This is a genomic window from Duganella sp. GW822-FHT06D06 (genome assembly GCF_058799615.1).
Genome location: NZ_JBXALQ010000007.1, coordinates 227,876 through 254,351, shown reverse-complemented (window position 1 = coordinate 254,351; position 26,476 = coordinate 227,876). Strand labels below are relative to the sequence as shown.

Here is a 26,476-nt window from a genome sequence, read left to right as displayed (position 1 = left end):
TTTACACCAGCAGCATCAAGTGCTCGCGCTCCCATGAGCTGATCACGCGGCTGTAGGTGGCGAATTCCAGCTCCTTCACTTCGCAGAAGGCCTGCACGAACAACTCGCCCAGGATCTCGCTCAGCGGCTGGCATTCGCGCAGGCGCAGAATGGCGTCCTCCAGGTTGCGCGGCAGCTGGTCGTGCACATGCTCGGCGCTGTCGGCGGTCGGCGGCGATGGCGTCAAGCCTTGCGTCATGCCGAGATAGCCGCAGGCCAGCGTGGCGGCCATCGCCAGATAGGGATTGACGTCCACGCCCGGCACACGGTTCTCCACCCGCCGGTTGAGCGGTGCGGAGTTCGGAATGCGAATGCCGCAAGTGCGGTTGTCGTAACCCCAATGCACATTGGTCGGCGCCGACATGAAGCGCGACAGCCGCCGATACGAATTCACGTGCGGCGCAAACAGCAGCGTGGCCGCCGCCGCGTACTGCTCCAGCCCCGCGATATAGTTGAAGAACAAATCGCTGGCCTCACCGTCGGTGCGGCTGAAGATGTTGGCGCCGGTCGCGGCGTCCAATATGCTCTGGTGGATATGCATCGCGCTGCCGGGCTCGGTCTCCATCGGCTTGGCCATGAAGGTGGCGAAGATCCCGTGCCGCAGCGCCGTCTCCCGCACCGCGCGCTTGAACAGGAACACGCGGTCGGCCAGTTCCAGCGCCTCGCCGTGCGTGAAGTTGATCTCCATCTGACCGGCGCCCGCTTCGTGGATCAGCGTCTCCACACCCAGTTCGTGCTGCTTGCAGAAGGTGGATAGCTCCAGGAAGAAGGGATCGAAATCGTTGACGGCGTCGATCGAATACGACTGGCGGCCGGATTCCGTCTTGCCGCTGCGCCCCAGCGGTGGCGTCAATGGCTCATGCGGATTGCTGCTGCGCGCGACCAGGTAGAACTCCATCTCCGGCGCCACCACCGGCTGCCAGCCGCGTTCCGCATACAGCTTGAGCACCTTGCGCAGCACGGCGCGCGGCGACAGGCCGACCGGCGAACCGTCGAAGTTCTGGCAATCGTGGATCACCAGCGCGACGTTCTCCGCCGCCCACGGCACCTGCCGCAGCGTGGCCAGGTCGGGCACGCAGATCATGTCGGGATCGGTGGCGCCGGTATAGGGAAGATTGTTGGGCTGCTCGCCGTTGACGGTGTTGAGCAACACGCTCTTGGGCAGGCGCATCTCGCCTTCGCTGAGGAACAGGTCCTTGGGCAGGATCTTGCCGCGGGCGATGCCGGTCATGTCGGCGATCACGCACTCCACTTCGTGAATATTGCGGTCACGTAGAAAATCCTTCATGGCCTGGCTCATTGCTTGCTCCTGGAAGCGGTCGAGATAACGCGTCTTCGTACTGTCTAGCCGATTTGTATCCATGTGGTTTTCAGCTCGGTGTATTTGTCGAAAGCGTGCAGCGACTTGTCGCGGCCATTGCCGGACTGTTTGTAGCCGCCGAACGGCACGGTGATGTCGTCACCGTCATACTGATTGACGTGCACGGTGCCGGCACGCAGCGCACGTGCGGTCTGGATCGCCTTGCTGATATCGGCCGTCCACACGGCGGCCTGCAAGCCGTAGGGCGTGGCGTTGGCTTGCTTGACCGCATCCTTCACGTCGGTAAAGCTCAGCACCGACAGCACCGGCCCGAAGATCTCTTCGCGCGCGATGGTCATGCTGCTGTCGACCTGGTCGAACAGCGTCGGCTCGACGTAGTAGCCGCCGGTGTCGGTGCGCGCCTGGCGTCCACCGGACAGCAGCTTGGCGCCGCCCGATTGGCCGGCTTCGATGTAGCCCAACACCGTCTTCAACTGCGTCGCATCGACGATGGCGCCCATGACGGTGTTCTCGTCGAGCGGATCGCCGGGCTGGAAGGCCGGCATCATCGCCATCGCTTTTTCGAGGAACTGCTCCTTGATCGACGCTTCCACAAACAGCCGCGAAGGCGCGTTGCAGCTCTCGCCCTGGTTGAAGTAGATGGAGCCGATGGCCGCTTCCACCGCCTTGTCCAGGTCCGGACAATCAGCGCAAACGATATTGGCCGACTTGCCGCCCAACTCAGTCCAGGCCCGTTTCAGGTTGGACTGCCCGGCCATCTGCAAAATCTGCTTGCCGATACGAGTGGAACCGGTGAAGCCGATGCAGTCCACGTCCATGTGCAGGCCCAGCGCGGCGCCGGCTTCGTGGCCGTAGCCAGGCAGCACATTGAACACGCCCGGCGGAATGCCCGCCTCCAGCGCGATCTCCGCCAGCCGCAACGCCGTCAGCGGCGACTTCTCGGAGGGCTTGAGCACCACGCTGTTCCCGGCGGCCAGCGCAGGCGCGATCTTCCACGCGGCCATGATCATCGGATAGTTCCACGGCACGATGGCCGCCACCACGCCGACCGGCTCGCGCGTGATCAGCGCCAAGCTGTTGGCCGCCGTCGGCGCGATCTCGTCGTAGATCTTGTCGATCGCCTCGCCGTACCAGCGCAGGCAGTTGGCGGTAGCGCCCACGTCCACGCTCTGGCTGTATTTGATTGGTTTGCCCATGTCCAGCGTTTCAAGCAGCGCCAGTTCCGGGCCATATTTCTGCACCAGGTCCGCAAACTTGATCAGCGTGCGCTTGCGTTGCGCCGGCGATTTTCCAGCCCAGCGGCGGTCTTCGAATGCGGCACGTGCCGCAGCCACCGCCAGATCGGCATCGGCGCCGTCGCAGCGCGCCACCATACCCAGCTTGCGGCCGTCGATCGGCGACAGGTTTTCAAACTGCTGTTCGGATTTGGCCCAAACGCGCTCGCCGCCGATGAAGGCGCGGCCGTCGATTTGCAGGCTGCTCGCCCGCTCGTGCCACGATGTTGTCGTCATATTCGTCTCCACTTCAGGATTTACAGCCAGCCGCGCTGCTGGAGGTCGGCGTAGGTCAGGTCGAGGCAATGGCGGATCAGCGCCACCATCTCGTCGATCTGCGCGCAGGTCATCACCAGCGGCGGCGCGATGATCATGCGGTCGCCGACGGCGCGCATGATCATGCCATTGTTGAACATGTAGCCACGGCAGACCATGCCCACGGCTTTCTCTTCGTCGAACGGCACGTTCTCGTGCACGGTCGCGCCTTTGACGCGCACCAGGTTCAGACCCGCGACGAAGCCGCAGCTGTCAGCATAGCCAACCAGCGGGTGATCCGCCAGCTCGGCAAATCGCTTTTTCAGATACGGCCCGGTCTCGTTACCGACGCGCTCGACCAGCTTCTCGTCTTCGATGATGCGGATATTCTCCAGCGCAGCCGCGCAAGCGACCGGATGGCCTGAGTAGGTGAAGCCGTGATTAAACTCGCCGCCCTTCTCGATCAGCACATCGGCCACGCGGTCGCCAACCAGCACGCCGCCCAACGGCACATAGCCGGAGGTGACGCCCTTGGCGAAAGTGATCAGGTCCGGCTTGATGCCGAACAGCTCGGACGCGAACCACTTGCCCAGCCGGCCGAAGCCGCAGATCACCTCATCGGCGATCAGCAGGATGCCGTACTTGTCGCAGATGCGCTGGATCTCGGGCCAGTAGGTGACCGGCGGAATAATCACGCCGCCCGCGCCCTGTATCGGCTCGCCGATAAAGGCCGCGACCTTGTCCGGGCCGACCTCCAGGATTTTCTTCTCCAGCCACGACGCGGCTTCGATGCCGAATTCGTCTTCCGTCATGCCGCGCCCGGATTCCAGATAGTTAGGCTGGCCGATGTGCACGATGCCGGGGATCGGCAAGCCGCCCTGCGCGTGCATGCCGTCCATGCCGCCCAGCGACGCGCCGGCCACCGTGCTGCCGTGGTAGGCGTTGTGGCGGCTGATGATGGTGTGGCGCTCCTTGTAGCCCAACACGTCCCAATAGCGGCGCACCATGCGCAGATTGGTGTCGTTGCCTTCCGAGCCGGAGCCGGTGAAGTAGACGTGGTTGAACTGCGGCGGCGATATCTTCACCAGCTTGGCAGCCAGCTCCACCGCCGGAATATTGGTGGTGTTGAAGAAGCTGTTATAGAAAGGCAGCGTCTCCATCTGCTTGTACACCGCCTCGGAAATGCTGGTGCGGCCGTAGCCGACATTGACGCACCACAGGCCGGACATGCCGTCCAATACCTTCTTGCCCTGCGAGTCCCACAGATAGATGCCCTCGCCGCGCACCATCACGCGCGCGCCCTTTTCGCCGAGCGCCTTGTGGTCGGTGAAGGGGTGCATATAGTGGGCCGTGTCCAGCTTCTGGATGGCGGCGGTGTCATACACTTCCGGACGCGCGGCGGCCTTTACCGACGCGACCAATGCGGCGCTTGGCGCCAATGAGTTGTTCGACATGATGGCTCCTATATCTAAATGATCAGACGTGCAGCAGCAGGTGCTCGCGCTCCCACGGGCTGATGACGGTCATGAATTCCTGGTGTTCCAGATCCTTGATCGCCGAGTAGACGTCGATGAAGCGGTCGCCCAGCACGCTGCGCAGCTTGTCCTCGCCGCGCAGCAGTTGCAGCGCTTCCGGCAGGCCTTGCGGCAGTTCGACCATCAGGTCGTAGGCACTGCCGACGGTCATAGGCGTCGGCTCCAGCTGTTCGGTCATGCCGAGGTAGCCGCAGGCCAGCGTGACCGCCAACGCCAGGTAGGGATTGGCGTCCGCGCCGATGATGCGGTTCTCCACGCGGCGATCCTGCACACCTGATTCCGGCACGCGGAAACCGACGGTGCGGTTGTCCATGCCCCACTGGATGTTGATCGGCGCCGCCGTGTGGCGCACGATGCGACGATACGAATTGACGTAGGGCGCGACGATCGCCATCGCCGACGGCATATAGCGTTGCAGGCCGCCGATGTAGTGCTTGAAGATCGGCGCGGCCGAACCATCTTCGGCGCTGAAGATGTTCTTGCCGGTCTTGGCATCGACCACGCTCTGGTGCACGTGCATCGCGGAACCCGGCTCGCCCGCCATCGGCTTGGCCATGAAGGTCGCGTACATATCGTGCTTGAGCGCCGCTTCGCGCAAGGTGCGCTTGAAGAAGAACACCTTGTCGGCCAAGCCTAGCGGATCGCCGTGCAGGAAGTTGATCTCCATTTGGCCGGCGCCGATTTCGTGAATCAGCGTGTCGACGTCGAGGTTCATCAGGTCGCAGTAGTCGTAGATGTCTTCGAACAGCGGATCGAATTCATTCACAGCGTCGATGCTGTAGACCTGGCGGCTGGTTTCCGCGCGGCCGCTGCGGCCGATAGGTGGTTTCAAAGGCAGATCGGGATCGCTGTTCTTGGCGGTCAGGTAGAACTCCAGTTCCGGCGCCACCACCGGCTTCCAGCCTTTGTCGGCGTACAGCTTCAGTACGCGGCGCAGTACGGAGCGCGGCGCGAAATCGACCAGGCGGCCGTCGGAGAAGTAGCAGTCGTGGATGACCTGCGCGGTTGGATCGGTGGCCCATGGCACCATCGTGATGGTGGTCGGATCGGCCTTCAGTACCATGTCGCGGTCGGTGGCGGAGATGGCGCGGTCGTAGCCTGCGTCTTCCACCGGGCAGTTGCCGGTCACGGTCATGCCCAGCACCGCTTCGGGGATGCGCATGCCGCGCTCCTGGGTGAACTTACCGCGCGGGAGGATCTTCCCGCGTGCTACGCCGGTCAAGTCGGGGACCAGGCATTCGATTTCGGTGACGTGCTTCTCGTTGAGCCACAGGTCCATGTCGGTATAGGTAAAATTCTCGCGGATTGCCATGGTTTTCTCTCTTTGTTTTCTAGCGTTGGTTTTTATAGTTGTGGCAGGCCTCGCCGAAAGCCTTGAATAGTCTGACGGAATCGGGATTCTCCGCCAGGCGCCACTCTGGGTGCCACTGTACCGCGAGCGCGAAACTACTGGCGTTTGCTACGCGGTAGGCTTCCACCAGGCCGTCGTCGGCGCGTGCTTCCGCGACCAGCGATGGCGCCAGTTGGGCGATGCCCTGGCCGTGCAGCGAATTGACCATGATGTCGGATGCGCCGCCCAGGATGCGCGCCAGGTGCCCGCCAGGCTCCAATCGCACGCGGTGCGAGGCAGCGTATTGCTGCTCCAGCGGCTGGTCCTTGCGTTCGCGGTGGTCGGCCATGCCGGCCACGCTGTGCACCGCCTGGTGCAGCGTGCCGCCCAGCGCCACGTTCACTTCCTGGAAGCCGCGGCAGATCGCCAGCAGCGGTATGCCGCGCTTGAGCGCCGCCCGGATGAAGGGCAGCGTGGTGGCGTCGCGCGCCGCGTCCTGCGGCAGCGAGGGGTCCAGCACGTCATGCCCATACAGGCTGGCATGCACGTTGGATGGCGATCCGGTCAGCATGACGCCGTCGGCCAGCGCCAGCAGCGTTTCAAAATCGGTGGCCGCGCCCAGGGCCGGCATGATGAGCGGCGTGCAGCCCGCCCCATCGGCCACTGCGGCGACATATTTGAATTGGGCTGTGTGATTGGCATGGGCGCCGATCTGGTTCACACAAGCGGGAACGATGACAATTGGGCTATGCATGGCTTCATCATATGCCTATTTTGGTATCATTGTGAGTGCCACTTGTTTAAAATTGATGGAACCACTTTGAGCCCCATGCCGCATCCGCCCTCTCCCACTTCCGATCTGCTAGCCCAGACATTGGCGCAATCCGGCTTCCATCCGCGCCTGCCGCAGCAGCGCCGTTTGTACGAAGCGGCCAAGAGCGCGATCCACCGCCAGTTGCTGGGCGCGGGCAGCAAGCTGCCGTCCAGCCGCGACCTGGCGCGCGACCTGGGCATCTCGCGCAATACGGTGATCGCCGCCTTCGAGCAGCTGGCGGCGGAGGGCTATGTCGCCAGCCAGCTGGGAAGCGGCACCTACGTGGCGGACCTGCAGGCGCAGCGCGCCAGCATGCGTGGTTCCGGCCCGGCGCCGCGCGGATCGCCGCAAGGCCGCCCGGCGCGGTTGTCACGACGGGGACGCGAATTGACCAGCTTTGCCGCCGGCCCGCGCTTCGAGATCCAGCCTTTCGCGCCGGGCGAGGACGATTTCTCGTCCTTCCCATTCAAACTTTGGCAACGGCTGCAAAACCGCATCTGGCGCGAGGCGCGCACCGAGCTGCTGGATTACGGCCAGTCCGGCGGCCACTTGCCGCTGCGCCAGGCCATCACCGAGTACCTGCGCTTGTCGCGCTCCGTGAAGGTGACGGTGGACCAGGTGATGATCACGGCCGGCACCCAGCAATCGCTGGACCTGTGCGCGCAGTTGCTGGCCGACGCCGGCGACACCGCCTGGGTCGAGGATCCCGGCTACTGGGGCGCGCGCCGCGTGTTCCAGTCGCGCGAACTGAAGCTGCATCCGATCGCGGTCGACGACGACGGCATGGTGCTGACGGAGTCGGACCTGGCCACCAAGCCGCGCCTGATCTACGCCACGCCCTCGCACCAGTACCCAACCGGCTCCGTCATGAGCCTGGCCCGCCGGCGCGAACTGCTCGACATCGCCGTGCGCAAGGACGCATGGATACTGGAGGACGACTACGACAGCGAATTCCGCTACACCGGCCGCCCGCTGGCGGCTCTGCAGGGACTGGACATCGACGACCGCGTGCTCTACATGGGCACCTTCTCCAAGGTGCTCTACCCCGGCATCAAGGTCGGCTACCTGGTGGTGCCGCCGGCGCTGGTCGATGGTTTCAAGAGCGCGCTGTACGATCTTCAGCGCCCCGGCCAGCTGACGGTGCAGGCGGTGCTGGCGGACTTTATCGCGCTGGGCCACTTCACCACCCACATCCGCAAGATACGCCAGACCTATGGCGCCCGCCGCGAGCTGCTGCGCCGCACGCTGGTGCAGCAGCTCGCGCCCCGGCTGCGCGGCAAGGTGACCATCTCCAGCGAGGAATCCGGCCTGCATCTGGTGGTGCAGCTGCCCGACGACGCCGACGACGTGGCGCTGGAAGCGGCGGCCGCCGCAGTGGAGATCCGCGTCAAGGCCCTCTCCACCTACTACCTGGCGCGGCCGACCAGGCGCGGGCTGCTGGTCGGTTACGCCTACTGCACGCCGGAGAAGATCAGCCACTACGGCCGCATCCTGGCGGACCTGATCGAGACGGGAGTGCCAGCATGAAGCACATGCCCTGGCGAGACTTCTGCGCGCTGGTCAGCAGCATCGGCGTGGTCGGATTGGGACTGGGCGCCACCATTCCGCTGACGGCGCTGCGGCTGGACCAGCGCGGCATCGGCACCGACATCATCGGCATCATCACCGCCGCCAGCGCCTTCGGCATCCTGGCGGCGACACCCTTCGTCTCGCGCTGGGTGGCCCGCCACGGACCGCGCGGCTGCATGACAGGGGCCATCGCTATCGGCGCGCTGTCCACCGGCTTGATGGAAGCGACCGACAACGTGCTGCTGTGGGGCGTGCTGCGATTCGTGTTCGGCGCCTGCATGGGCGTGCTGTTCACCATCGGCGAGGCGTGGGTCAACCATCTGGCGCCGGTCAATTCACGCGGCCGCGTGGTGGCCATGTACACCACCGCTTTCACGCTGTTCCAGCTGATAGGCCCTGCGCTGGTGGCCGGACTGGAAGGCAAGGTCGCGTGGCCGTTCGCCGCCTGCGGCGCGCTGTTCCTGCTCGCCCTGCCCGGCATGGCGCTGATCTCCAACGACGGCCAGGCCGAGGAAGACGAACCGCACGTATCCTGGCGCGCGGTGCTGCCGCGCATGCCGATGATCGCCGTCGGCGCGGCCTTCTTCGCGCTGTTCGACACGCTGGCATTGAGCCTGCTGCCGCTGTACGCGATTCGCCAGGGCATGCTCACCGAACTGGCGCTGCTGTCGGCCACCGTGGTGCTGGTCGGCGACACCGCGCTGCAATTCGCCTTCGGCTGGCTGGCCGACCACGTGGGGCGCCGGCGCGTGCACACCGGCTGTGGCATCGCGGTGTGCGTGCTGCTGCCGTTGCTGCCGTTCGCGGCGGGTACGCCGTGGCTGTGGTGGATGCTGCTGCTGATGCTGGGCGCTGTGGCGGGGGCGATCTACATGCTTTCGCTGGTGGCGTGCGGCGCGCGCTTCCAGGGACAATCGCTGGTCGCGGCCAGCGCGGTGGTCAATGCCAGCTGGGGTATCACCAGCAGCGGCGGGCCGCTGGTGACAGGTCTGTTGATGCAGACCGCCGGCATCAATGCGCTACCGGCGGTGCTGTGGTGCGGCGCGGCGATTTTCGTCGCCTGCGCCTGGTGGGAATATAAGCAGGGCTACGTCGATTAGCCCTTGGCCGCTGCGGCCACCTGCTTCTGGCGCAGGCGTTCGCTGCGCGCCATGTACAGGCTCGATGCGATCACGCCGATCGACACCACGAGGATGGTCAGCGCCGCCACCGCGTTCACGCGCGGGTCCAGGCCCAGGCGGGCGCGCGAGAAGATCACGATAGGCATGGTCGACGAGCCGGGGCCGGACAGGAAGGCCGACAGCACCACGTCGTCCAACGACAGCGTGAACGTCAGCAGCCACGCGGAACCCAGCGCCTGCGTGATGTTCGGCAGCGTCACCAGGAAGAACACCTGGAACGGACGGCAGCCCAGATCCATCGCCGCTTCCTCCAGCGACTTGTTCATCTCCTGGAGGCGCGACTGCACCACCACCGCCGCGTAGGCCATGCCCAGCAGGGTGTGGCCCAGCCAGATCGTCACCAGGCCGCGCTCCGGGAAGCCGAACGCCTTCTGCACCGACACCAGCATCAGCAGCAGCGACAGGCCGATGATCACCTCCGGCATCACCAGCGGCGCGCTGACCATGCCCGAGAACAGCGTGCGGCCGGCGAAGCGCTGGTAGCGGTTCAGCACAAACGCCGCGAACGTCCCCAGCACCACCGAGCTGCACGCCGTCAGCAGCGCGATGCGCAGCGACAGGCCGAAACCGCTGATGATCTCCGTATCCTCCATCAGCGCCGCATACCACTGGGTCGAGAAGCCGCTCCACACCATGTCCTGGCGCGAGCTGTTAAACGAGAACACCACCAGCACGATGATCGGCAGATAGAGGAACAGATATCCCAGCGACAGCCAGCCGCGCCCGAACCAGCGCTGCACGAAATTGGAATGTCCCTTCATGGGCGGTCCTCCTCTGCCTTGTATTTATTGAAGATCGCCATCGGCACCAGGATCAGCAAGATCACCACCACCGTCACCGAGGACGCCAGCGGCCAGTCGTTATTGGTGAAGAATTCGTCCCACAGCTGGCGGCCGATCATCAGCGTTTCCGGACCGCCCAGCAGTTCCGGGATCACGTACTCGCCCACCGCCGGGATGAACACCAGCATGGTGCCGGCGATGATGCCGGACTTCGACAGCGGCACCGTGATGCGCCAGAACGCCTGCAGCGGCGTCGCGCCCAGGTCGGCCGCGGCCTCCAGGAAGCGCAGGTCCATCTTCACCAGGTTGGCGTACAGCGGCAGGATCATGAACGGCAGGTAGGCGTAGACCATGCCGACAATCAGCGAGAACTGCGTGTTCATCAGGTGCAGCGGCTCGCTGATCGCGCCCACGCTGATCAGGAAGTGGTTCAGGATGCCGTTGTTGGCCAGGATGCCCTTCCATGCGTAGATGCGCAGCAGGAAGGAGGTCCAGAACGGCATCATCACCAGCATCAGCAGCACCGGCCGAACCGTCGGCTTGGCGCGCGCCATGAAGTAGGCGAACGGGTAGCCGATGATGAGGCACAGCGAGGCCGTGATGGCGGCGAATTTGATCGAGTTCAGATAGGTCAGCGCATACAGCTCGTCCTGCGCGATGAACAGGTAGTTGGAGACCTTGACCTTGAGCGTGATGACGCCGTCGGCAACCGTCATCAGGGTGCCGAAGGGATTGCCGCCGGTGTCCGCCTCGGTGAAGCTGATGCGCATCACGATCAGGAACGGCACCAGGAAGGCCACCGTCAGCCACAGGAACGGCACGGCGATCACCACGTTGCGGCCGGTGAGCCAGCGCCCGCTCAGCAGGTTCTTGAGAAATTTCATGGCCGCTCCGCCTTAGCTGGTCAGCACGACGACGTCGGCGCCGTCCCACCAGGCGTAGACGCGCTGGTCGCGCTTGAGCGCCGAGTCGTCATGGCGGGCCGCGTTGGTGCGCGAGACCTTCAGCGCCATGCCGCTGTCGAGGCGCACATGGTACAGCGTCTCGTTGCCGAAGTAGGCCATCGCCGTGATCACGCCCTGCACGCAGTTGTAGCCATCCTCGCTGGCGTTGGCGCGCTGCGCCGCGGTCGGCGCCTCGGCCTGCACGGCGATTTTCTCGGGACGCACCGCCACCGACACCGGCATGCCCACCGTGCCGGTAATACCGTGGGTGATGTAGTGGCGGCATTCCGTCGTGTCGACGATGACGTGGTCCGGCTCATCGACCGTCACGCTGCCGTTGAACATATTGACGCTGCCGATGAAGTCCGCGACGAAGCGGCAGTTAGGCGTTTCGTAGATTTCGCCCGGCGCGCCCACTTGCAGGATGCGGCCTTCGCTCATCACGGCGATGCGGGTCGCCATGCTCATGGCCTCGTCCTGGTCGTGGGTGACCATCACGCAGGTCACGCCGACCTCCTCGATGATGCCGACCAGTTCCATCTGCGTGCGTTCGCGCAGCTTCTTGTCCAGGGCGCCCAGCGGCTCGTCCAGCAGCAGCAACTGCGGACGCTTGGCCAGGCTGCGCGCCAGCGCCACGCGCTGCTGCTGGCCGCCGGACAGCTGGTGCGGCTTGCGTTTGCCGTAGGCGCCCAGCTGCACCAGCGCCAGCATCTGCTCCACGCGGGCGGCGATTTCGTCCTTCGGCAGGCCGTCGCGGCGCAGGCCGAAGGCGATGTTGTCCCATACCGTCAGGTGCGGGAACAGCGCGTAGGACTGGAACATCATGTTGATCGGGCGGTCGTACGGCGGCACGCTGACGATGTCCTTGCCGGCCAGCGTGATCTGGCCCTGGGTCGGCGTCTCGAAACCGGCCAGCATGCGCAGCAGCGTGGACTTGCCGCAGCCGGAACTCCCCAACAGCGCAAAGATCTCGCCCTTGTTGATCGCCACCGACACATCGTTGACGGCGCGGACGCCGTCGAATTCCTTAACCAGGTTGCGGATCAGCAGGAAGGGTTCTCGCTCTTGGGTCATGTTATTAAAATATAAATGATATTAATAATATACGGGGAAACCCGTGAATAGCAGGCCGACCGCAGGCCGCGCGCTTTGTCGAACCCGTGATTATAAATGACGAAATCACACATGCAACAGCAGGTGCTCCCGCTCCCACGGGCTGATGACGGTCATGAACTCCTGGTGTTCCAGTTCCTTGATCGCCGTGTAGACGTCGATGAAGCGCTCGCCCAGCACATCTCGCAACCGGTCCTCGCGCCGCAGCAGCTCCAGCGCCTGCGGCAGCCCTTGCGGCAGCTCGAACAAACGGTCATACGCGCTGGTGGTGGTCATCGGCGTCGGCTCCAGCTGGTCCACCATACCGAGGTAGCCGCAGGCCAGCGTCACCGCCATCGCCAGGTAGGGATTGGCGTCCGCGCCGATGATGCGGTTCTCCACCCGGCGCTCCTCGACACCGGAGATCGGAATGCGGAAGCCCACGGTGCGGTTGTCGATACCCCATTGGATGTTGATCGGCGCGGCCGTGTGGCGCACGATGCGGCGATAGGAGTTCACATACGGCGCCATGATCGCCATCACCGATGGCGTGTAGCGCTGCAAGCCGCCAATGTAGTGACGGAACTGGGCCGACGGCGAACCGTCCGCCGCGCTGAAGATATTGCGACCGGTGGCGGCGTCGCTCACGCTCTGGTGCACATGCATCGCCGATCCGGGCTCGCCCGCCATCGGCTTGGCCATGAAGGTGGCGTACATATCGTGTTTGAGCGCCGCTTCGCGCAAGGTGCGTTTGAAGTAGAAGACGTTGTCGGCCAGCGCCAGCGCGTCGCCGTGCTGGAAGTTGAGGCCCATCTGGCCGGCGCCGGTTTCGTGGATCAGCGTGTCGACGTCGAGGTTCATCAGCGCGCAGTAATCGTAGATGTCCTCGAACAGCGGATCGAATTCGTTGACGGCGTCGATGCTGTAGACCTGGCGGCTGGTTTCGGCGCGGCCGCTACGGCCCACCGGCGCCTTCAGCGGCAGGTCGGGATCGATGTTCTTCTCGGTCAGGTAGAACTCCAGCTCCGGCCCCACCACCGGGGTCCAGCCTTTGTCCGCATACAGTTTGAGCACCCGCCGCAGCACCGAACGTGGGGCAAAGTCGACCAGCGTGCCATCGGCGAAGTAGCAGTCATGGATCACCTGCGCGGTGGGGTCGATGGCCCAGGGGACGGTGGTGATGCTGCCGGGGTCCGCGCGCAGGATCATGTCGCGGTCGGTGGATGAGATGGCGCGGTCGTAGGCCGCGTTCTCGGTCGGGTAGTTGCCGGTGACGGTCATGCCCAGCACCGCCTCGGGGATGCGCATGCCGCGCTCCTGGGTGAATTTGGCGCGCGGCAGGATCTTCCCGCGCGCCACGCCCGTCAAGTCGGGCACCAGGCATTCGATTTCAGTGACTCGGTTCTCGTTGAGCCACTGGTCCATATCGGCATCGGAGAAATTTTCACGGATAGACATGTTCGCTCTCGATAGTCATGATCAAGCGATCGATGGTCTAATTTACCATGTTTACAACCTTTCTTCCTCCGCCTCCACGCGGGTTTGCACAAGAATCTTTTTGATCTCCGGCACGCAGGAGCCGCAATTGCCGCCCGCTTTCAGGCAGGCCGTCACTTCCGGCACCGTTTTCAGGTCCTTTTCGACGATGGCGCTGCAGATCGTGTTGCGGCCCACGCCGAAGCAGGAACACACGGTAGGACCGGTATCGGCGCCCTTTTCGACCGGCATGCCGACCAGCAGGCCGACACGGTCGATCTCACTAAGTTCGTCCTTGACGAACAGGCTGGCCAGCCAGGCGCGCGACGGCATGTCCTGGCGCGGCGACAGGAAGATGCATTGTTCGATGCGGTCGTTCACCACGTGCACGGCGCGATACACGCCGGCGGTGCGGTCTTCGTATTCGAGCCAGTCGGCATCCAGGTCGGCCACGCCCAGCAGCTCGCGCGCCCAGCCGCCGAAGTCTTTGATCGTATTGCGGCCGGCCAGTTCGTAGCGGGCGAATTCGCGGCCCTGGATGCGCGTCCAGTGGGCCACGCTGTCGAGGCTCATTTCGGTGCGGCTCAGGATGAAGCCATGCCAGTTCACGCGGAACTGCTCGATGCGCACCGGCGTGTGCTTGAATTCCGGCTCGCCGGACACCGGATCGACCACCGGATTGACCAGGGCGCCAACGCGCGCATCGGACGAGGTCTGGCCCGACCAGTGGATGGGAATGAACACGCTGCCGCGCGGGATGCCGCCGCCGTGCTGCACGCGCGCCACCATCGCGCCCCATGCGGAGCTGACGCGCGCCAGTTCGCCCTCGCGCACGCCGTGCAGCAGCGCGTCCTGCGGGTGGATGTCGACGAAGGATTCGGCGATGTGGTCGGCCAGCGTGGCGGATTTGCCGGTGCGCGTCATGGTGTGCCACTGGTCGCGCACGCGGCCGGTGTTGAGCGTCAGCGGGAAATCTTCGCAAATGGCGTTGGCCGGCGCGCGCGTGGCGGTGGCGATGAAGCGCGCCTTGCCGTCGGCGTGGGCAAAGACATTGTCCTTGAACAGACGCGCCTCGACTTGCAGCTCGCCCGATGCGGTGCGACGCACCGGCCACTGGGTCGGCTCCAGGTCGTCGTATTCGCGCTGATTGAGGCCGGACAGGCCGGACATGTCGAAGGCACGCGGCACGCCGCCGACGGCGTTGCGGAAGCCGCTCAGGCGCGCATGCTCGTCGAACACGTCCTGGGCGCCGCGGAAATCGAAGCCGCCAAAACCCATGCGCTGCGCGAACAGCGACAGGATCTTCCAGTCCGGCAGCGCTTCGCCCGGCGCCGGCAGGAAGGCGCGCTGGCGCGAAACACGGCGCTCGGAATTGGTGACGGTGCCGTCCTTTTCACCCCAGCCCAGCGCCGGCAGCAGCACGTCGGCATAGGCGTTGGTGTCGGTGTTCTGCATGATGTCGGTGGCTACCACCAGCTCGCACTTCTCCAGCGCGCGCCTCACCTGGTCCGCGTCCGGCATGCTGACCATCGGATTGGTGGCGATCACCCACACCGCCTTGACCTTGCCCGCTTCAATCGCCTGGAACAGGTCGACCGCTTTCAGGCCCGGCTTGGCGGCCATGGCAGGCGAGTCCCAGAAGGTTTGCACCACTTCGCGGTGATCGGCACGGTCCAGGTCCATGTGCGCGGCCAGCATGTTGGCCAGGCCGCCCACTTCGCGGCCGCCCATCGCGTTCGGTTGGCCGGTGATCGAGAACGGGCCCATGCCCGGCTTGCCGATACGGCCGCCGATCAGATGGCAGTTGATGATCGCGTTGACCTTGTCGGTACCGGCCGACGACTGATTGACGCCCATCGAGAAGGCGGTGATGGTCTTGCGCGTGGAGGCGAACGATTCGTAGAACTCCATCAGCACCGGCAGTTCGATGCGGCAGATCTTCGCCACGGCGGCGGGATCGCTGCAATCGACGTTGGCCGTTTCCAGCGCCGCATCCAGTCCGTTGGTGTGGTGACCGACAAACGCCGGGTCGACCGCGCCGATGCGCGCCAGGTAGCTCAGCAAGCCGTTGAACAGCCACACGTCGGTGCCCGCCTTGACCGGCAGGTGCAGGTCGGCCAGCTCGCAGGTGGCGGTGCGGCGCGGATCGATGACCACGATCTTCATCTCCGGCCGGCTTTCCTTGGCCTTGAGGATGCGCTGGAATAGGATCGGATGGCACCACGCGGTGTTGGAGCCGACCAGCACCACCATGTCGGCCAGTTCCAGGTCGTCGTAGCACAGCGGCACCAGGTCTTCGCCGAAGGCGCGCTTGTAGCCGGCCACCGCCGACGACATGCACAGGCGCGAGTTGGTGTCGATATTGGCGCTGCCGATGTAACCTTTCATCAGCTTGTTGGCGACATAGTAGTCCTCGGTCAGCAGCTGGCCGGAGACGTACAGCGCCACCGCATCCGGGCCATGCTCGGCGATGATGGCGCGCCAGCCGTCGGCGACTTTATCCAGCGCCGCGTCCCAGGTCACGCGGCGCAAGCCGTCCGCGTCGCGCAGTTGCGGATACAGCAGGCGGCCTTCCAGGCCGATAGTCTCGCCCAATGCCGAGCCCTTGACGCACAGGCGGCCCTTGTTTGCAGGATGCAGCTTGTCGCCGGCGATGGCGATCGTGCCGTCGGCCTTGGGCGTGGCCTGCACGCCGCAACCGACGCCGCAATAGGCGCAGGTGGTGCGTACTGCAAGATGGTCAGTGGACAGGTTCAAGATGCTTCTCGCTCAAATCATGCGGCGCGCGCGGAAAGCGCTTCGCCAAACAACAGGTTTTGCCGGATCGGCGTAATGTCGGTGCGGTTTTGAATCAGGTTGAAGTACCACGGGCCATCCTTGACATCGCCATACAGCACGGCGCCGGTCACGCGCCCGTCCTTCAACACCAGCCGTTTGTAGACGCCGCGCCGCGCGTCGCGCAGCACCAGGTCCTCGCTGCCTTCGCCGCCGACGAAGTCGCCGACCGAATACAGGTCCACGCCGGTCACTTTCAGACGGGTCGGCGAGGTCTGCTGCACGTAGCGACGCACGCCGGCGCCGGCCAGGTGGGCGCCGCAGACGCGCGCCTGGTCCCAGATCGGCGCCACCAGGCCGAAGGTCGCGCTGCGGTGCTGCACGCACTCGCCCACCGCGTACACGCGCGGATCGTAGGTTTGCAGCGTGTCGTCAACCACGATGGCGCGTTCGCAGTGCAGGCCGGCCGACTTGGCCAGGTCGATATTCGGACGCACGCCGGCGGTCATCACCACCAGGTCGGCCGGGATCTCGCTGTCGTCCTTGAAGCGCACCGCGCGCACGCGGTCCGGGCCGACGATTTCGGCGGTCTGCGCATTCATCATGAACTTCAGGCCCTTGGCTTCCAGCGCCTTTTGCAGCAGCTGCGCAGCGGGCTTGTCGAGCTGCTGGTTCATCAAAGCGTCGGTCACATGGACCACGGTGACGGACATGCCCTGGCGTTGCAGGCCGTTGGCCGCTTCAAGACCCAGCAGGCCGCCGCCGATCACCACCGCATGACGGTGATTGCGCGCCATCGCCAGCATGGTCTCCACGTCCTGGATATCGCGGAAGGCCAGCACGCCGGGCAGCTGGTGTCCGGGTACGGGAATGATGAAGGGCTTGGAGCCGGTGGCGATCAACAGGCGGTCGTAGTGCACTTCCAGCCCGGAGCGCGCGCGCACGACGCGCTTGCGGCGGTCGATATGCTCGACCGGATCGCCGGCGTGCAGCGTGATGCCATGCTGGACGTACCATTCGCGCGTGTTGAGCATGATGTCTTCCATGCTCTTTTCGCCCGCCAGTACAGGCGACAGCAGGATGCGGTTGTAGTTACCGTGCGGCTCAGCGCCGAACACGGTGATGTCGTACATGTCCGGCGCCAGCTTGTACAGCTCCTCGACCGTACGCATGCCGGCCATGCCGTTGCCGATCACGACCAGCGAGGGTTTCACAGGCCTACCCATACTTTGCCGCCGTCGATACGGGCGGGATAGATACCGACCGAATGCTCAGGCGCTTCCAGGCACTCGCCCGTTTGCAGGTCGAAGTGCTGCTTGTAGATCGGCGAGGCGACCACGATGCGTTCGCCCAGGTTACCCACCAGGCCGCGCGACAGCACGGAGGCTTCGGAATTCGGATCGTAGTTATCGATGGCGAACACGCGCGCGCTGCCGTCGTCCACATGGAACACTGCGACCTGCTGCTGGTTCAACAAAGCGCACACGCCGGTGTTGGGCACGATCTCGTCCAGGTTGCAGACGGCGATCCAGTTGTCGGTTTGAATATCGCGATGCATAGTGTTCTCCTCAAGCTGCCTTGACTGCGATCGGAATCACGCGCTTGCGCTCTTCCACGGTGGCCGGACGAATCTGTCCGCGTTCTTCCATGAACAACACGTTCTCGTCGCCCTTTTCGCTGTTGACGAAGTGGCGGAAACGCTTGCGGGTTTCCGGATTCTCGACGGCTTCCTTCCACTCGCACGCGTAGGTGTCGACCACGTGCTGCATGTCGGCTTCCAGTTCGGCGCCGATGCCCAGCTTGTCGTTGACGACGACCTGCTTCAGGTAATCCAGGCCGCCCTCCAGGTTCTCGCGCCATACGCTGGTGCGCTGCAGGCGGTCGCCGGTGCGGGTGTAGAACATCAGGAAGCGGTCGATGTACTTGATCAGCGTGGCCTTGTCCAGGTCCGTCGCCAGCAGTTCGGCGTGGCGCGGCTTCATGCCGCCGTTGCCGCACACGTACATGTTCCAGCCTTTCTCGGTGGCGATCACGCCGACGTCCTTGCCCTGTGCTTCGGCGCACTCGCGGGTGCAGCCGGATACGCCGAACTTGATCTTGTGCGGCGTGCGCAGGCCTTTGTAGCGGTTTTCCAGTTCGATCGCCAGGCCGATCGAGTCGTCGACGCCGTAGCGGCACCAGGTCGAACCGACGCAGGATTTCACCGTGCGCAGCGACTTGCCGTAGGCGTGGCCGGATTCGAAGCCGGCGGCGATCAGCTCTTCCCAGATCAGCGGCAGCTGTTCGACGCGCGCGCCGAACAGGTCGACGCGGGCGCCGCCGGTGATCTTGGTGTACAGCTGGTACTTCTTGGCCACCATGCCGACCGCGATCAGGCCATCGGCAGTGACTTCGCCGCCCGGCATGCGCGGCACCACCGAGTAGGTGCCGTCCTTCTGGATATTGCCGAGGAAGTAGTCGTTGGTGTCCTGCAGGCTGGCGTGCTCCTTTTTCAGCACGAAGTCGTTCCACACCGACGCCAGGATGCTGGCCGCCAGCGGTTTGCAGACGTCGCAACCGAGGCCCTTGCCGTGCTTGGCCAGCAGGTCGCCGAAGCTCTTGATCTGGCCGACTTTGATCAGGTGGAACAGCTCCTGGCGCGAATACGCGAAGTGTTCGCACACGTGGTTGTTGACCGCCATGCCGAGCTTTTTCATCTCGGCCTTCATTACCTGCGTGACCAGCGGCACGCAACCGCCGCAGGAGGTGCCGGCGTTGGTGCAGCTCTTCAATTCGCCGACGGTGGTGGCGCCGCCGGCCACCGCCGCGCACAGCGCGCCTTTCGAGACGTCGTTGCAGGAGCAGATCTGCGCGCCTTCCGGCAGCGCGTCCACGCCCAGGCCAGGCTTGGCTGCGCCGTCCGATTGCGGCAGGATCAGGAACTCCGGCGATTCCGGCAGTTCGATTTTGTTCAACATCATTTGCAGCAGCGTGCCGTATTCGCTGGCGTCGCCCACCATCACGCCGCCCAGCAGGTACTTGCCGCAGTCGGAGACGACGATCTTCTTGTAGATCTGTTTGCGCTCGTCGGTGAACTGGTAGGAGCGGCTGCCTTCGACCTTGCCGTGCGGGTCGCCGATGCTGGCCACGTCCACGCCCATCAGTTTCAGCTTGGTGCTCATGTCGGCGCCGGCGAATTCCGCCGCTTCGCCCAGCATGTGCTTGGCGGCGACGCGCGCCATCTCATAGCCCGGCGCCACCAGGCCGAAGATCAACCCGCCCCACAGCGCGCATTCGCCGATGGCGTAGACGTCCGGGTCGGAGGTGACGCAGTTGTTGTTGATCTCGATGCCGCCGCGCGGGCCGATGGTCAGGCCGCTCTCGCGCGCCAGCATGTCGCGCGGACGGATACCGGCCGAGAACACGATCATGTCGGCGTCCAGGTGGCCGCCGTCGGCGAACTCCATGCGGTGCGTGCCATCGACGCCGTCGACGATGGCGGTGGTGTTCTTGCCGGTGTGGACGGTCACGCCCAGCTCTTCGATTTTCCGGCGCAGCACGCGCGCGCCGCCGTCGTCCACCTGCACCGCCATCAGGCGCGGCGAGAATTCGACCACGTGGGTATCGAGCTTCATGTCGCGCAACGCCTTGGCGCATTCGAGGCCCAGCAGGCCGCCGCCAATGACGACGCCGGTCTTGGAGCGCTTGCCGCATTCAAGCATCGCTTCCAGGTCTTCGATGGTGCGGTAGACGAAGCAGTCCTTGCGCTCCTTGCCAGGAAGCGGCGGCACAAACGGGAACGAGCCGGTGGCGATCACCAGCTTGTCGTAGTCCAGCACGTCGCCGTCGGCGGTGGTAACGGTCTTGCCGGCGGTGTCGATCTGGGTGGCGCGGGTGTTCAGGCGCAGCACCATGTCGCCGCGATCGAAGAAACCTGGCTTCACTAGCGACAGGTCTTCCGCCGCTTTACCGGAGAAGAACTCGGACAGGTGCACGCGATCGTACGCGGGACGCGGCTCTTCGCACAGCACCGTCACTTGCAGATGCGTGGCGCCGCTGTTGGCCAGGCTCTCCAGGAATTTGTGGCCAACCATGCCGTGGCCGATAACGATAATCTTCATGATGTCCTCTTAGGCTGCCAGCTTGGTGGCGGTTGCGGTTTCTTCAACGGCGCTGCTGTTGAAGCGGGCCGCCAATGCGCACAGCGCGGATGCGGCGACGACGATGCCGAGTATGCTCAAGGTCTGCTGCACGTTGCCCAGGCCTTTCATCAGGAAGCCCGCAGCCACGGCGCCGACGTTGCCGCCCGCGCCGATGATGCCGGCCACGCCGCCCAGGGCGCGCTTGTCGACGAAGGGCACGATGGCGTAGGTCGCGCCGCAGGCCATGTGGGTGAACAGGCCGAATACCAGCATGGCGCCGACTGCCAGCGCGGCGGTGCCGGCGTTGGCGAACAACAGCAGGCCGGCGCCTTCGCCCAGCATCAGCACGAACAGCAGCGTGACGCGGTTATTCAGGTTGCCGGCGGCGGCGAACTTGTCCGACACCCAGCCGCCCAGGGCACGGGCGAACAATGCCAGCAGGCCGAAGCTGCCCGCCGCCATGCCGGCTTGGGCCAGCGTCAGTTTGAAGTGATCGACGTAGTAGACCGCGGCGATGTTGTGGATGAAGATCTCGATGCCGAAGCAGGCGCCGTAGGTGATGAACAGCATCCATACGCGGTAGTTGGTGGAGGCCAGCTTGAAGCTCTCCCAGCCGCCCTTCTTGGCGCCGCCGTCGATGGCGACGCCGGCTGCGCGCAGTTCGCTGAAGTTCCCTTGCGGGCAGTCCTGGGTAAAGCGGTAGTAGACGCCGGCCATGACGATCATCAGCACGCCCGGCACCAGCAGCGCGGCGCGCCAGCCGTAGGTTTCGCTCACGCCCAGCATGACCATGGCGGTCATCAGCAGCGGCATCACGGCTTGCGCCACGCCGCCGCCGGCATTGCCCCAACCTGCGGCTGCGGCGTTGGCGGTGCCCACCACCTTGGGTCCGAACATCACCGAGGTATGGTACTGCGTGATGACGAAGCTGGCGCCGGCCGCGCCGATACCAAGGCGGAACAGCAGGAAGCTCTCGTAGCTCTGCGCGAAGGCGACGCCGATCACCGGGATGGAACCCAGCAGCAGCAAGCCCGTATAGGTTTTGCGTGGACCGAAATGGTCGCACAGAGGACCGACCACCAGCCGCACGAGGATGGTGATGGCCACGGCGGCGATGTTGATGTTGGCGATCTGCGCGACGCTCAGGCCGAATTCACCTTTGATCACCGGCATCAGCGGTGCGCAGGCAAACCAGGCGAAGAAGCAGACGAAGAACGCCATCCAGGTCAAGTGGAACGCCCGCATCTGAGGCGTTGAAATCGAAAAGAGCTTGATGCTGGTAGCTTTGGTGGCCATTTATTATCCCGTTCAGAAAACAAAAAGGCGCCCGCGCAACCAAGATCACCTAAGACCAGGTTGGGCGGACGCCGTTGTCCTGCCGCCCCGTCTTTGGGTCGGCGGTTGTATTCGGGGGGATCGCCGTTGATCCCTTATCCTCTGTATTGCAAGAGCCGTGCCAGACCGCGAAAGGCCTGTTTACCGGGGGAGAAGGCCGCAGCGGGCCTGGTTTGCACGGGCGCCGTGCTATGTTGCGGTGCACGATGCACGCTATCGGTGCGCACTGGCGGTGCGCGCCGGCGGTGCATTACATGCAAGCTTTCAGGGCGTCGACATAACGCTCGCTCACCTGAACCTGCGCATCGCAGCGTAATGTGAGCAGGTAGCGCCCGTCGCCGACTCTTGATAATCGCTTGATCTGGTCGCGGCGGACGATCGCCGCCCGATGCACTCGCAGGAAGTCATCGGGCTTCAACAGCGGTTCGAGGCGGCTGAGCGGTATGCGGTGCAGCACTTTGCGGGACGCCAGGTGCAGCTCGACGTAATTGCCGGCCGACTGGAGCCACAGCACGTCGTCCACCCGGACTTGCTCGATGTAGCCGATCGAACGCACGCTGAACGCGTCGAGATACCGCTCTGGCGTGAAGTCGACGTAGCCGCGCAAGGCGTTGCCATAACCTTCGGCCTGGCGGTATCGCAGCATGTGCGTGGCCCGTTCAACGGTTTGCGCCAGCCGCCTGTCGTCGATCGGTTTAAGCAGATAGTCAAGCGCATGGACTTCGAACGCATCCACGGCATAGGTGTTAAAGGCCGTCACGAAGATGATCAGCGGCGGCTCGGGGAGGCTGCTCAATTCGCGCGCCATCGCCAGCCCGGATTCGCGCGGCATCTGGATATCCAGGAATATCGCGTCGATGCTGCTTGTCGCCAGCACGTTGCGTGCGGCGACGGCGCTGTCGCATTCGGCCGCCAGCTGCCAGTCCGGGTGGGACTCCATGGCCAAACGCAGATTCGCGCGTCCCGGCGGTTCGTCGTCGACGATGATATAAGTGACTGGCATCTAGTCCTGCACCGCCAGCGGCAAGCGGATCTCCGCAAAGAAGCGGTCGCCGCGCCGCTCGGCACGCAGCGAGGCAAGCGGATTTGACATCACCAGCCGCGCCCGCGTGTTGGCCAGCCCCAGTCCGGTGCCGGGATTGGGCGGCGCGTGGACGTTGACCGGATTCGAGACCGTAATCAGCAGATCCGCTGCTTGCCGTTCGAAGCGGACGCGGATATCGCCAGCGCCATCGTGGCAATCCAGGTCATGGCGCAGGGCGTTTTCTATCAATGGCTGCAACAACAGCGGCGGGCATTCGGCGGCATGCAGCAGCTCATCGTCGCAATCGATGCTGACATGCAGGCGGTCGCCGTAACGCAGGCGCTGCAAGTCGGTGTAGTCCTGGACGAACTGTAGTTCTTCCCCGAGGCTGACGTGGTCGCGCAGGCTGGCCGACAAGGCGTAGCGCAGCAGGTCGCTGAGACGGTTGATACCGTTCAGCGAGACAGCCTTGTCGCCGCTGCGGACCAGGGCGCTGATCGCGTTGAGCGCGTTGAAAATGAAATGCGGTTCGAGCTGCGCGCGCAGGGCCAGCATGCGTTGCTGCTCCAACGCCAGGGACAATTGCAGATTCTCGGTGTGCGCCTGCCGCCAGGCGCGCTCGCGTGCCTTGGCCAGGCGCCAGTTGCCGATGGCGACGATGATGGCGAAAGTGGCGCTGCTCATGAACCAGCCGTAGCGGCGCATCTTCAACAGCACCTGGCGCGCGTCCTCCAGGCTGCCGCCGCGCACCCAGTCGATGTAGAACCATTGGAGCGGCTGGAACACCAGCACCATCGCGATGAACAGCCCCACCACGTTTCGGCGGCGCTCAAACAATGCGGGCCAGCGCTCCAGCGCCAGGCACAGGCCGGAACTCAGCACCGCCATGGGCGCGTACTCGCAGCACCATTTTATCCAAAGACTCAGGAACCCTTGCGTGGCTTGGTCGTTGTAGCTCCCGAACGCGCCAAAGCCACTGATCGCCGCCCAGGCCAGCACATTAAGCAAGACGGTTTTCGCGGCAGCCGGCCAGGGCGCATGCGGGACAACTAGGGAGGGCGCGATGTTCATCGGCAGCGAGTATAGCAGGCGGATATGCGGCCAACGGCGATGCCGGCGGAAGCTGTCACGCCGTAGCGGGATTTCGTCACACCGGCTCCTAAGTGCTGGTGCGGCAGGTCCAGAATCGGCATCCCCACACGGAAAAGGAAAGCCATGCCTCTCAAGATGATCGGCAAGGGAATGCTCGCATATCTCATCATCGCCGCCAGCTGGGCGGCGGTTTCGCTCAGTGACACCATGCCGGACGTGCCGGCCGCCCCGATCGGTTTGTCGGCGCGGCAGGTAGATATCCTGCTCAAAGTCGAAGACCCGACGTTCTACCAGCATCCCGGCCTGAGTCTCGCCGACGGCCAGGGCTACGCCACGATTTCTTCGGCCGTGGCGAACCAGGTATTCCTCTCGGGGCGCAACCTTGGCGGCGTCAAAGGCGCGTTTCAGACGCTGTACCGTGGCGTATTCAATTGCTGCAAACACGTAGACTTCGGGCGCGACGTCATGGCCCTGGTCTTGAACGCCTGGCTGTCCAAGGACAAGCAGCTGGCCCTGTACGTGTCCGAGGTCTACATGGGCAGCAATCGTGGGGGCCAAGTGAAGGGGCTGGCGTCGGCGGCGCAGAGCTATCTCGGCAAACCGCTGGAGCAGGCCACGGAACCGGAGTTCATCGGATTGGTGGCGATGATCAAGGCGCCGAACCAGTTTCACCCCGTCGGCAATCCAGCCGCGCATGCGCAACGCGCGGCGCGCATACAGGCGCTGGTGGACGGGAGGTGCAAGCCCGCAGGTTGGTTCGACACCTCGTACGCGCACTGCGCCCCGTAGCGCCGTCGGTTTGTTGACGATATTACAAGGCTGACTTATGCTGGCGGCCATGACCATACGCCAAATTCTCCACGTCGCCATGCTGGCGACCACCTCCGCCCTTTTGACCACATCGGCTTTCGCCGCGCGCGTGCTGGATGAGGCGACGATCCAGATCGATGGACAGCCGCGCCGCTACTACCATTTGCACGATCCGGCAAACAATGGGCCCGCGACGCCAGTCGTGCTGCTCAGCGGATCGGGCTGCAGAGACTTCGGCAGCCGGGTGCCGTTTTTCTTCGAGTACTATCCAGCGCCAGCGGATGTCTACTTCCTTGAAAAGATCGGCATCCAGAAAGGGGCGGACGGAAGGGCATGCTCCGAAACCTACAACCAGGCCGATACACTGGAGCGCAGGGTAAGCGACACCTTGGCGTTCATTGAACAGGAGCCGAAGTTGAAGGCCATGGGCACGCGCAGCCTGGCGCTGCTGGGCTTCTCCGAAGGCGGGGCGGTGGCGCCCATCGTGGCGTTGCGCAGCCCGAAGATAGGCTGGCTCGCCACGGGAGGCAGCGGCGGCCTGCCGCAAAGCCAGAGTTTCCTGATTTTCGCCGACCGTGGCGTGCAGCCCTACGCATCGCCGTTCTCACGCGAGATCTTCCTGAAGACCTTTGCCGCGATCAACGCGGACCCGCAAAGCCTGGACAAGACATTCTTCGGCCATCCTTATCGCTACTGGAGTTCGCACCTTTTCCAGGATCCGCTGGCCACCTATGCGCAGCTGGATATCCCGATGATCGCCGCGATGGGAGAAAAGGACGACAGCGAAGCCATCGAATCCGGACGAGCACTGCGGGACTACTTCGCGGCTCACCCGGAGAAGCAGTTCACCTTCATCGAGTACCCGAACGCCAGCCACTCGCTGCAAGCACCGGACAAGGCCAACCTGCAGGACTTCGTCGCCGGACTGGCGGCGTGGTTCCGGTCAGGCGTCAAGCGCTAGCGCGCACAGGTTCTACAAGTGAGCACCAGTCATCCGCGCAGCGCACCACGTCGCCGACGACGATGATGCTTGGGCTGCCAAGGCCGCTGTCGCGCAGTGCTTGCGGCAGTTGGCCCAGTGTGGTCAGCAACTGGCGCTGGTTGTCGCGCGTGGCCGATTGCACCACCGCCACCGGCGTATCGGCCGCCGCGCCGCCGGCCAGCAGGCCGGCCTGGATCGCGTCCACGCGGGCCACGCCCATGTAGATCACCAGCGTCAGGCCGCTCTGCGCCAGCGCTTTCCATTCAGGCTCCGACTCCGCATCCTTGCCATGGCCGGTGACGAAGGTCACGCCCTGGCTCCATGAGCGGTGCGTCAGCGGGATGCCGATGCTGCTCGGCGCGGCCAGGCCGCTGCTGATGCCCGGCACCACATCCACTTCGATGCCGTGCGCGCGCAACGATGCGCGCTCTTCGCCGCCACGGCCGAACATATACGGATCGCCGCCCTTGAGCCGCACCACGCGATGCCCCGCGCGCGCTTCGGCGATCATCAGCCGCTCGATGAATTCCTGCGGCGTGGATGCGCAGCCGCCGCGCTTGCCGACCTGGATCACCCGCGCGATGGACGGCGCGAAGCTGAGTATCTCCGGGTTGACCAGGTCATCGATCAACACCACATCGGCGCGCTCGATGGCGCGCACGGCCTTTAACGTCAACAGTTCCGGATCGCCGGGGCCGGCGCCTACCAGGGTTACGTTGCTCATC

General features: G+C 64.5%; 21 protein-coding genes. 4 read left to right on the top strand and 17 right to left on the bottom strand.

The window, feature by feature from the left end; all coding sequences use genetic code 11:
- Position 1: 1 nt before the first annotated feature.
- Genes AC1RMD_RS15640 through AC1RMD_RS15620 form a run of 5 tightly spaced genes read right to left on the bottom strand, consistent with a single transcriptional unit; the run spans position 2 to position 6,508 of the window.
- Positions 2-1,339 carry a glutamine synthetase family protein gene (locus AC1RMD_RS15640; RefSeq protein WP_492927595.1) on the bottom strand — a complete coding sequence of 446 codons (1,338 nt, stop codon included), beginning with the start codon at positions 1,337-1,339 and terminating at the stop codon, positions 2-4.
- A gap of 44 nt (positions 1,340-1,383) precedes the next feature.
- Entirely contained in the window at positions 1,384-2,871 is a 1,488-nt protein-coding gene (locus tag AC1RMD_RS15635) for an aldehyde dehydrogenase (protein WP_492927594.1), read from the bottom strand.
- Between the two features lie 20 nt (positions 2,872-2,891).
- The gene (locus tag AC1RMD_RS15630) at positions 2,892-4,343 is read right to left on the bottom strand and encodes an aspartate aminotransferase family protein (RefSeq protein WP_492927593.1); all 1,452 of its coding nucleotides are present in this window, start codon (positions 4,341-4,343) and stop codon (positions 2,892-2,894) included.
- 22 nt (positions 4,344-4,365) lie between these two features.
- Entirely contained in the window at positions 4,366-5,736 is a 1,371-nt protein-coding gene (locus AC1RMD_RS15625; RefSeq protein WP_492927592.1) for a glutamine synthetase family protein, read from the bottom strand.
- 19 nt (positions 5,737-5,755) lie between these two features.
- A complete protein-coding gene (locus tag AC1RMD_RS15620) occupies positions 5,756-6,508 on the bottom strand; it encodes a gamma-glutamyl-gamma-aminobutyrate hydrolase family protein (protein WP_492927591.1) in 753 nt (250 codons plus the stop codon).
- Positions 6,509-6,583: 75 nt separating this feature from the next.
- Between AC1RMD_RS15620 and pdxR the strand changes: the two genes are divergently transcribed.
- Together pdxR and AC1RMD_RS15610 are read left to right on the top strand one after the other, a co-directional pair.
- Complete coding sequence (gene pdxR, locus AC1RMD_RS15615; RefSeq protein WP_492927590.1) at positions 6,584-8,095, top strand: MocR-like pyridoxine biosynthesis transcription factor PdxR; 1,512 nt, start codon at positions 6,584-6,586, stop codon at positions 8,093-8,095.
- Positions 8,092-9,237 (top strand): MFS transporter, encoded by a 1,146-nt coding sequence (locus tag AC1RMD_RS15610; protein ID WP_492927589.1) that lies wholly within the window; start codon positions 8,092-8,094, stop codon positions 9,235-9,237. The genes pdxR and AC1RMD_RS15610 overlap by 4 nt, the downstream gene beginning before the upstream one ends.
- On the opposite strand, the gene AC1RMD_RS15605 is transcribed toward AC1RMD_RS15610, so the two are convergent.
- From AC1RMD_RS15605 to AC1RMD_RS15555, 11 genes are all read right to left on the bottom strand, one after another.
- Entirely contained in the window at positions 9,234-10,079 is an 846-nt protein-coding gene (locus tag AC1RMD_RS15605) for an ABC transporter permease (RefSeq protein ID WP_492927588.1), read from the bottom strand. The genes AC1RMD_RS15610 and AC1RMD_RS15605 overlap by 4 nt on opposite strands.
- Positions 10,076-10,984, bottom strand: a complete 909-nt coding sequence (locus AC1RMD_RS15600; protein ID WP_492927587.1) for an ABC transporter permease subunit — start codon at positions 10,982-10,984, stop codon at positions 10,076-10,078. The genes AC1RMD_RS15605 and AC1RMD_RS15600 overlap by 4 nt, the downstream gene beginning before the upstream one ends.
- Positions 10,985-10,996: 12 nt before the next feature.
- Positions 10,997-12,118, bottom strand: coding sequence for an ABC transporter ATP-binding protein (locus AC1RMD_RS15595; protein WP_492927586.1), 1,122 nt, complete (start codon positions 12,116-12,118; stop codon positions 10,997-10,999).
- Positions 12,119-12,223: 105 nt separating this feature from the next.
- The gene (locus AC1RMD_RS15590; protein WP_492927585.1) at positions 12,224-13,594 is read right to left on the bottom strand and encodes a glutamine synthetase family protein; all 1,371 of its coding nucleotides are present in this window, start codon (positions 13,592-13,594) and stop codon (positions 12,224-12,226) included.
- A 51-nt stretch (positions 13,595-13,645) separates the two neighbouring features.
- The gene (locus AC1RMD_RS15585; protein WP_492927584.1) at positions 13,646-16,369 is read right to left on the bottom strand and encodes a molybdopterin-dependent oxidoreductase; all 2,724 of its coding nucleotides are present in this window, start codon (positions 16,367-16,369) and stop codon (positions 13,646-13,648) included.
- Between the two features lie 17 nt (positions 16,370-16,386).
- Entirely contained in the window at positions 16,387-17,613 is a 1,227-nt protein-coding gene (locus AC1RMD_RS15580) for an NAD(P)/FAD-dependent oxidoreductase (protein WP_492927583.1), read from the bottom strand.
- Positions 17,598-17,945, bottom strand: a complete 348-nt coding sequence (gene nirD, locus AC1RMD_RS15575; protein ID WP_492927582.1) for a nitrite reductase small subunit NirD — start codon at positions 17,943-17,945, stop codon at positions 17,598-17,600. Before nirD ends, AC1RMD_RS15580 begins: the two co-directional genes overlap by 16 nt.
- Positions 17,946-17,955: 10 nt before the next feature.
- A complete protein-coding gene (nirB, locus tag AC1RMD_RS15570) occupies positions 17,956-20,487 on the bottom strand; it encodes a nitrite reductase large subunit NirB (RefSeq protein ID WP_492927581.1) in 2,532 nt (843 codons plus the stop codon).
- Between the two features lie 9 nt (positions 20,488-20,496).
- Positions 20,497-21,804 (bottom strand): MFS transporter, encoded by a 1,308-nt coding sequence (locus AC1RMD_RS15565; RefSeq protein WP_492927580.1) that lies wholly within the window; start codon positions 21,802-21,804, stop codon positions 20,497-20,499.
- Positions 21,805-22,093: 289 nt separating this feature from the next.
- Complete coding sequence (locus tag AC1RMD_RS15560; RefSeq protein ID WP_492927579.1) at positions 22,094-22,846, bottom strand: LytR/AlgR family response regulator transcription factor; 753 nt, start codon at positions 22,844-22,846, stop codon at positions 22,094-22,096.
- Positions 22,847-23,755 carry a sensor histidine kinase gene (locus AC1RMD_RS15555; RefSeq protein WP_492927578.1) on the bottom strand — a complete coding sequence of 303 codons (909 nt, stop codon included), beginning with the start codon at positions 23,753-23,755 and terminating at the stop codon, positions 22,847-22,849.
- 327 nt (positions 23,756-24,082) lie between these two features.
- On the opposite strand from AC1RMD_RS15555, the gene AC1RMD_RS15550 reads away from it, so the two are divergent.
- Together AC1RMD_RS15550 and AC1RMD_RS15545 are read left to right on the top strand one after the other, a co-directional pair.
- The gene (locus AC1RMD_RS15550; protein ID WP_492927577.1) at positions 24,083-24,748 is read left to right on the top strand and encodes a transglycosylase domain-containing protein; all 666 of its coding nucleotides are present in this window, start codon (positions 24,083-24,085) and stop codon (positions 24,746-24,748) included.
- Between the two features lie 37 nt (positions 24,749-24,785).
- Positions 24,786-25,730: an alpha/beta fold hydrolase gene (locus AC1RMD_RS15545; protein WP_492927576.1), complete on the top strand. Its 945-nt coding sequence runs from the start codon at positions 24,786-24,788 to the stop codon at positions 25,728-25,730.
- On the opposite strand, the gene cobA is transcribed toward AC1RMD_RS15545, so the two are convergent.
- Positions 25,720-26,475 carry a uroporphyrinogen-III C-methyltransferase gene (gene cobA / locus AC1RMD_RS15540; RefSeq protein ID WP_492927575.1) on the bottom strand — a complete coding sequence of 252 codons (756 nt, stop codon included), beginning with the start codon at positions 26,473-26,475 and terminating at the stop codon, positions 25,720-25,722. The two genes, AC1RMD_RS15545 and cobA, sit on opposite strands and share 11 nt — an antisense overlap.
- Position 26,476: the final 1 nt, after the last annotated feature.

Excerpts from the sequence above, each read along its gene's own strand:
- AC1RMD_RS15640 (WP_492927595.1), bottom strand. The coding sequence starts at position 1,339 with ATGAGCCAGGCCATGAAGGATTTTCTACGTGACCGCAATATTCACGAA.
- AC1RMD_RS15635 (WP_492927594.1), bottom strand. The coding sequence starts at position 2,871 with ATGACGACAACATCGTGGCACGAGCGGGCGAGCAGCCTGCAAATCGAC.
- AC1RMD_RS15630 (WP_492927593.1), bottom strand. The coding sequence starts at position 4,343 with ATGTCGAACAACTCATTGGCGCCAAGCGCCGCATTGGTCGCGTCGGTA.
- AC1RMD_RS15625 (WP_492927592.1), bottom strand. The coding sequence starts at position 5,736 with ATGGCAATCCGCGAGAATTTTACCTATACCGACATGGACCTGTGGCTC.
- AC1RMD_RS15620 (WP_492927591.1), bottom strand. The coding sequence starts at position 6,508 with ATGCATAGCCCAATTGTCATCGTTCCCGCTTGTGTGAACCAGATCGGC.
- pdxR (WP_492927590.1), top strand. The coding sequence starts at position 6,584 with ATGCCGCATCCGCCCTCTCCCACTTCCGATCTGCTAGCCCAGACATTG.
- AC1RMD_RS15610 (WP_492927589.1), top strand. The coding sequence starts at position 8,092 with ATGAAGCACATGCCCTGGCGAGACTTCTGCGCGCTGGTCAGCAGCATC.
- AC1RMD_RS15605 (WP_492927588.1), bottom strand. The coding sequence starts at position 10,079 with ATGAAGGGACATTCCAATTTCGTGCAGCGCTGGTTCGGGCGCGGCTGG.
- AC1RMD_RS15600 (WP_492927587.1), bottom strand. The coding sequence starts at position 10,984 with ATGAAATTTCTCAAGAACCTGCTGAGCGGGCGCTGGCTCACCGGCCGC.
- AC1RMD_RS15595 (WP_492927586.1), bottom strand. The coding sequence starts at position 12,118 with ATGACCCAAGAGCGAGAACCCTTCCTGCTGATCCGCAACCTGGTTAAG.
- AC1RMD_RS15590 (WP_492927585.1), bottom strand. The coding sequence starts at position 13,594 with ATGTCTATCCGTGAAAATTTCTCCGATGCCGATATGGACCAGTGGCTC.
- AC1RMD_RS15580 (WP_492927583.1), bottom strand. The coding sequence starts at position 17,613 with ATGGGTAGGCCTGTGAAACCCTCGCTGGTCGTGATCGGCAACGGCATG.
- nirD (WP_492927582.1), bottom strand. The coding sequence starts at position 17,945 with ATGCATCGCGATATTCAAACCGACAACTGGATCGCCGTCTGCAACCTG.
- nirB (WP_492927581.1), bottom strand. The coding sequence starts at position 20,487 with ATGAAGATTATCGTTATCGGCCACGGCATGGTTGGCCACAAATTCCTG.
- AC1RMD_RS15565 (WP_492927580.1), bottom strand. The coding sequence starts at position 21,804 with ATGGCCACCAAAGCTACCAGCATCAAGCTCTTTTCGATTTCAACGCCT.
- AC1RMD_RS15560 (WP_492927579.1), bottom strand. The coding sequence starts at position 22,846 with ATGCCAGTCACTTATATCATCGTCGACGACGAACCGCCGGGACGCGCG.
- AC1RMD_RS15555 (WP_492927578.1), bottom strand. The coding sequence starts at position 23,755 with ATGGCGGTGCTGAGTTCCGGCCTGTGCCTGGCGCTGGAGCGCTGGCCC.
- AC1RMD_RS15550 (WP_492927577.1), top strand. The coding sequence starts at position 24,083 with ATGCCTCTCAAGATGATCGGCAAGGGAATGCTCGCATATCTCATCATC.
- AC1RMD_RS15545 (WP_492927576.1), top strand. The coding sequence starts at position 24,786 with ATGCTGGCGGCCATGACCATACGCCAAATTCTCCACGTCGCCATGCTG.
- cobA (WP_492927575.1), bottom strand. The coding sequence starts at position 26,475 with ATGAGCAACGTAACCCTGGTAGGCGCCGGCCCCGGCGATCCGGAACTG.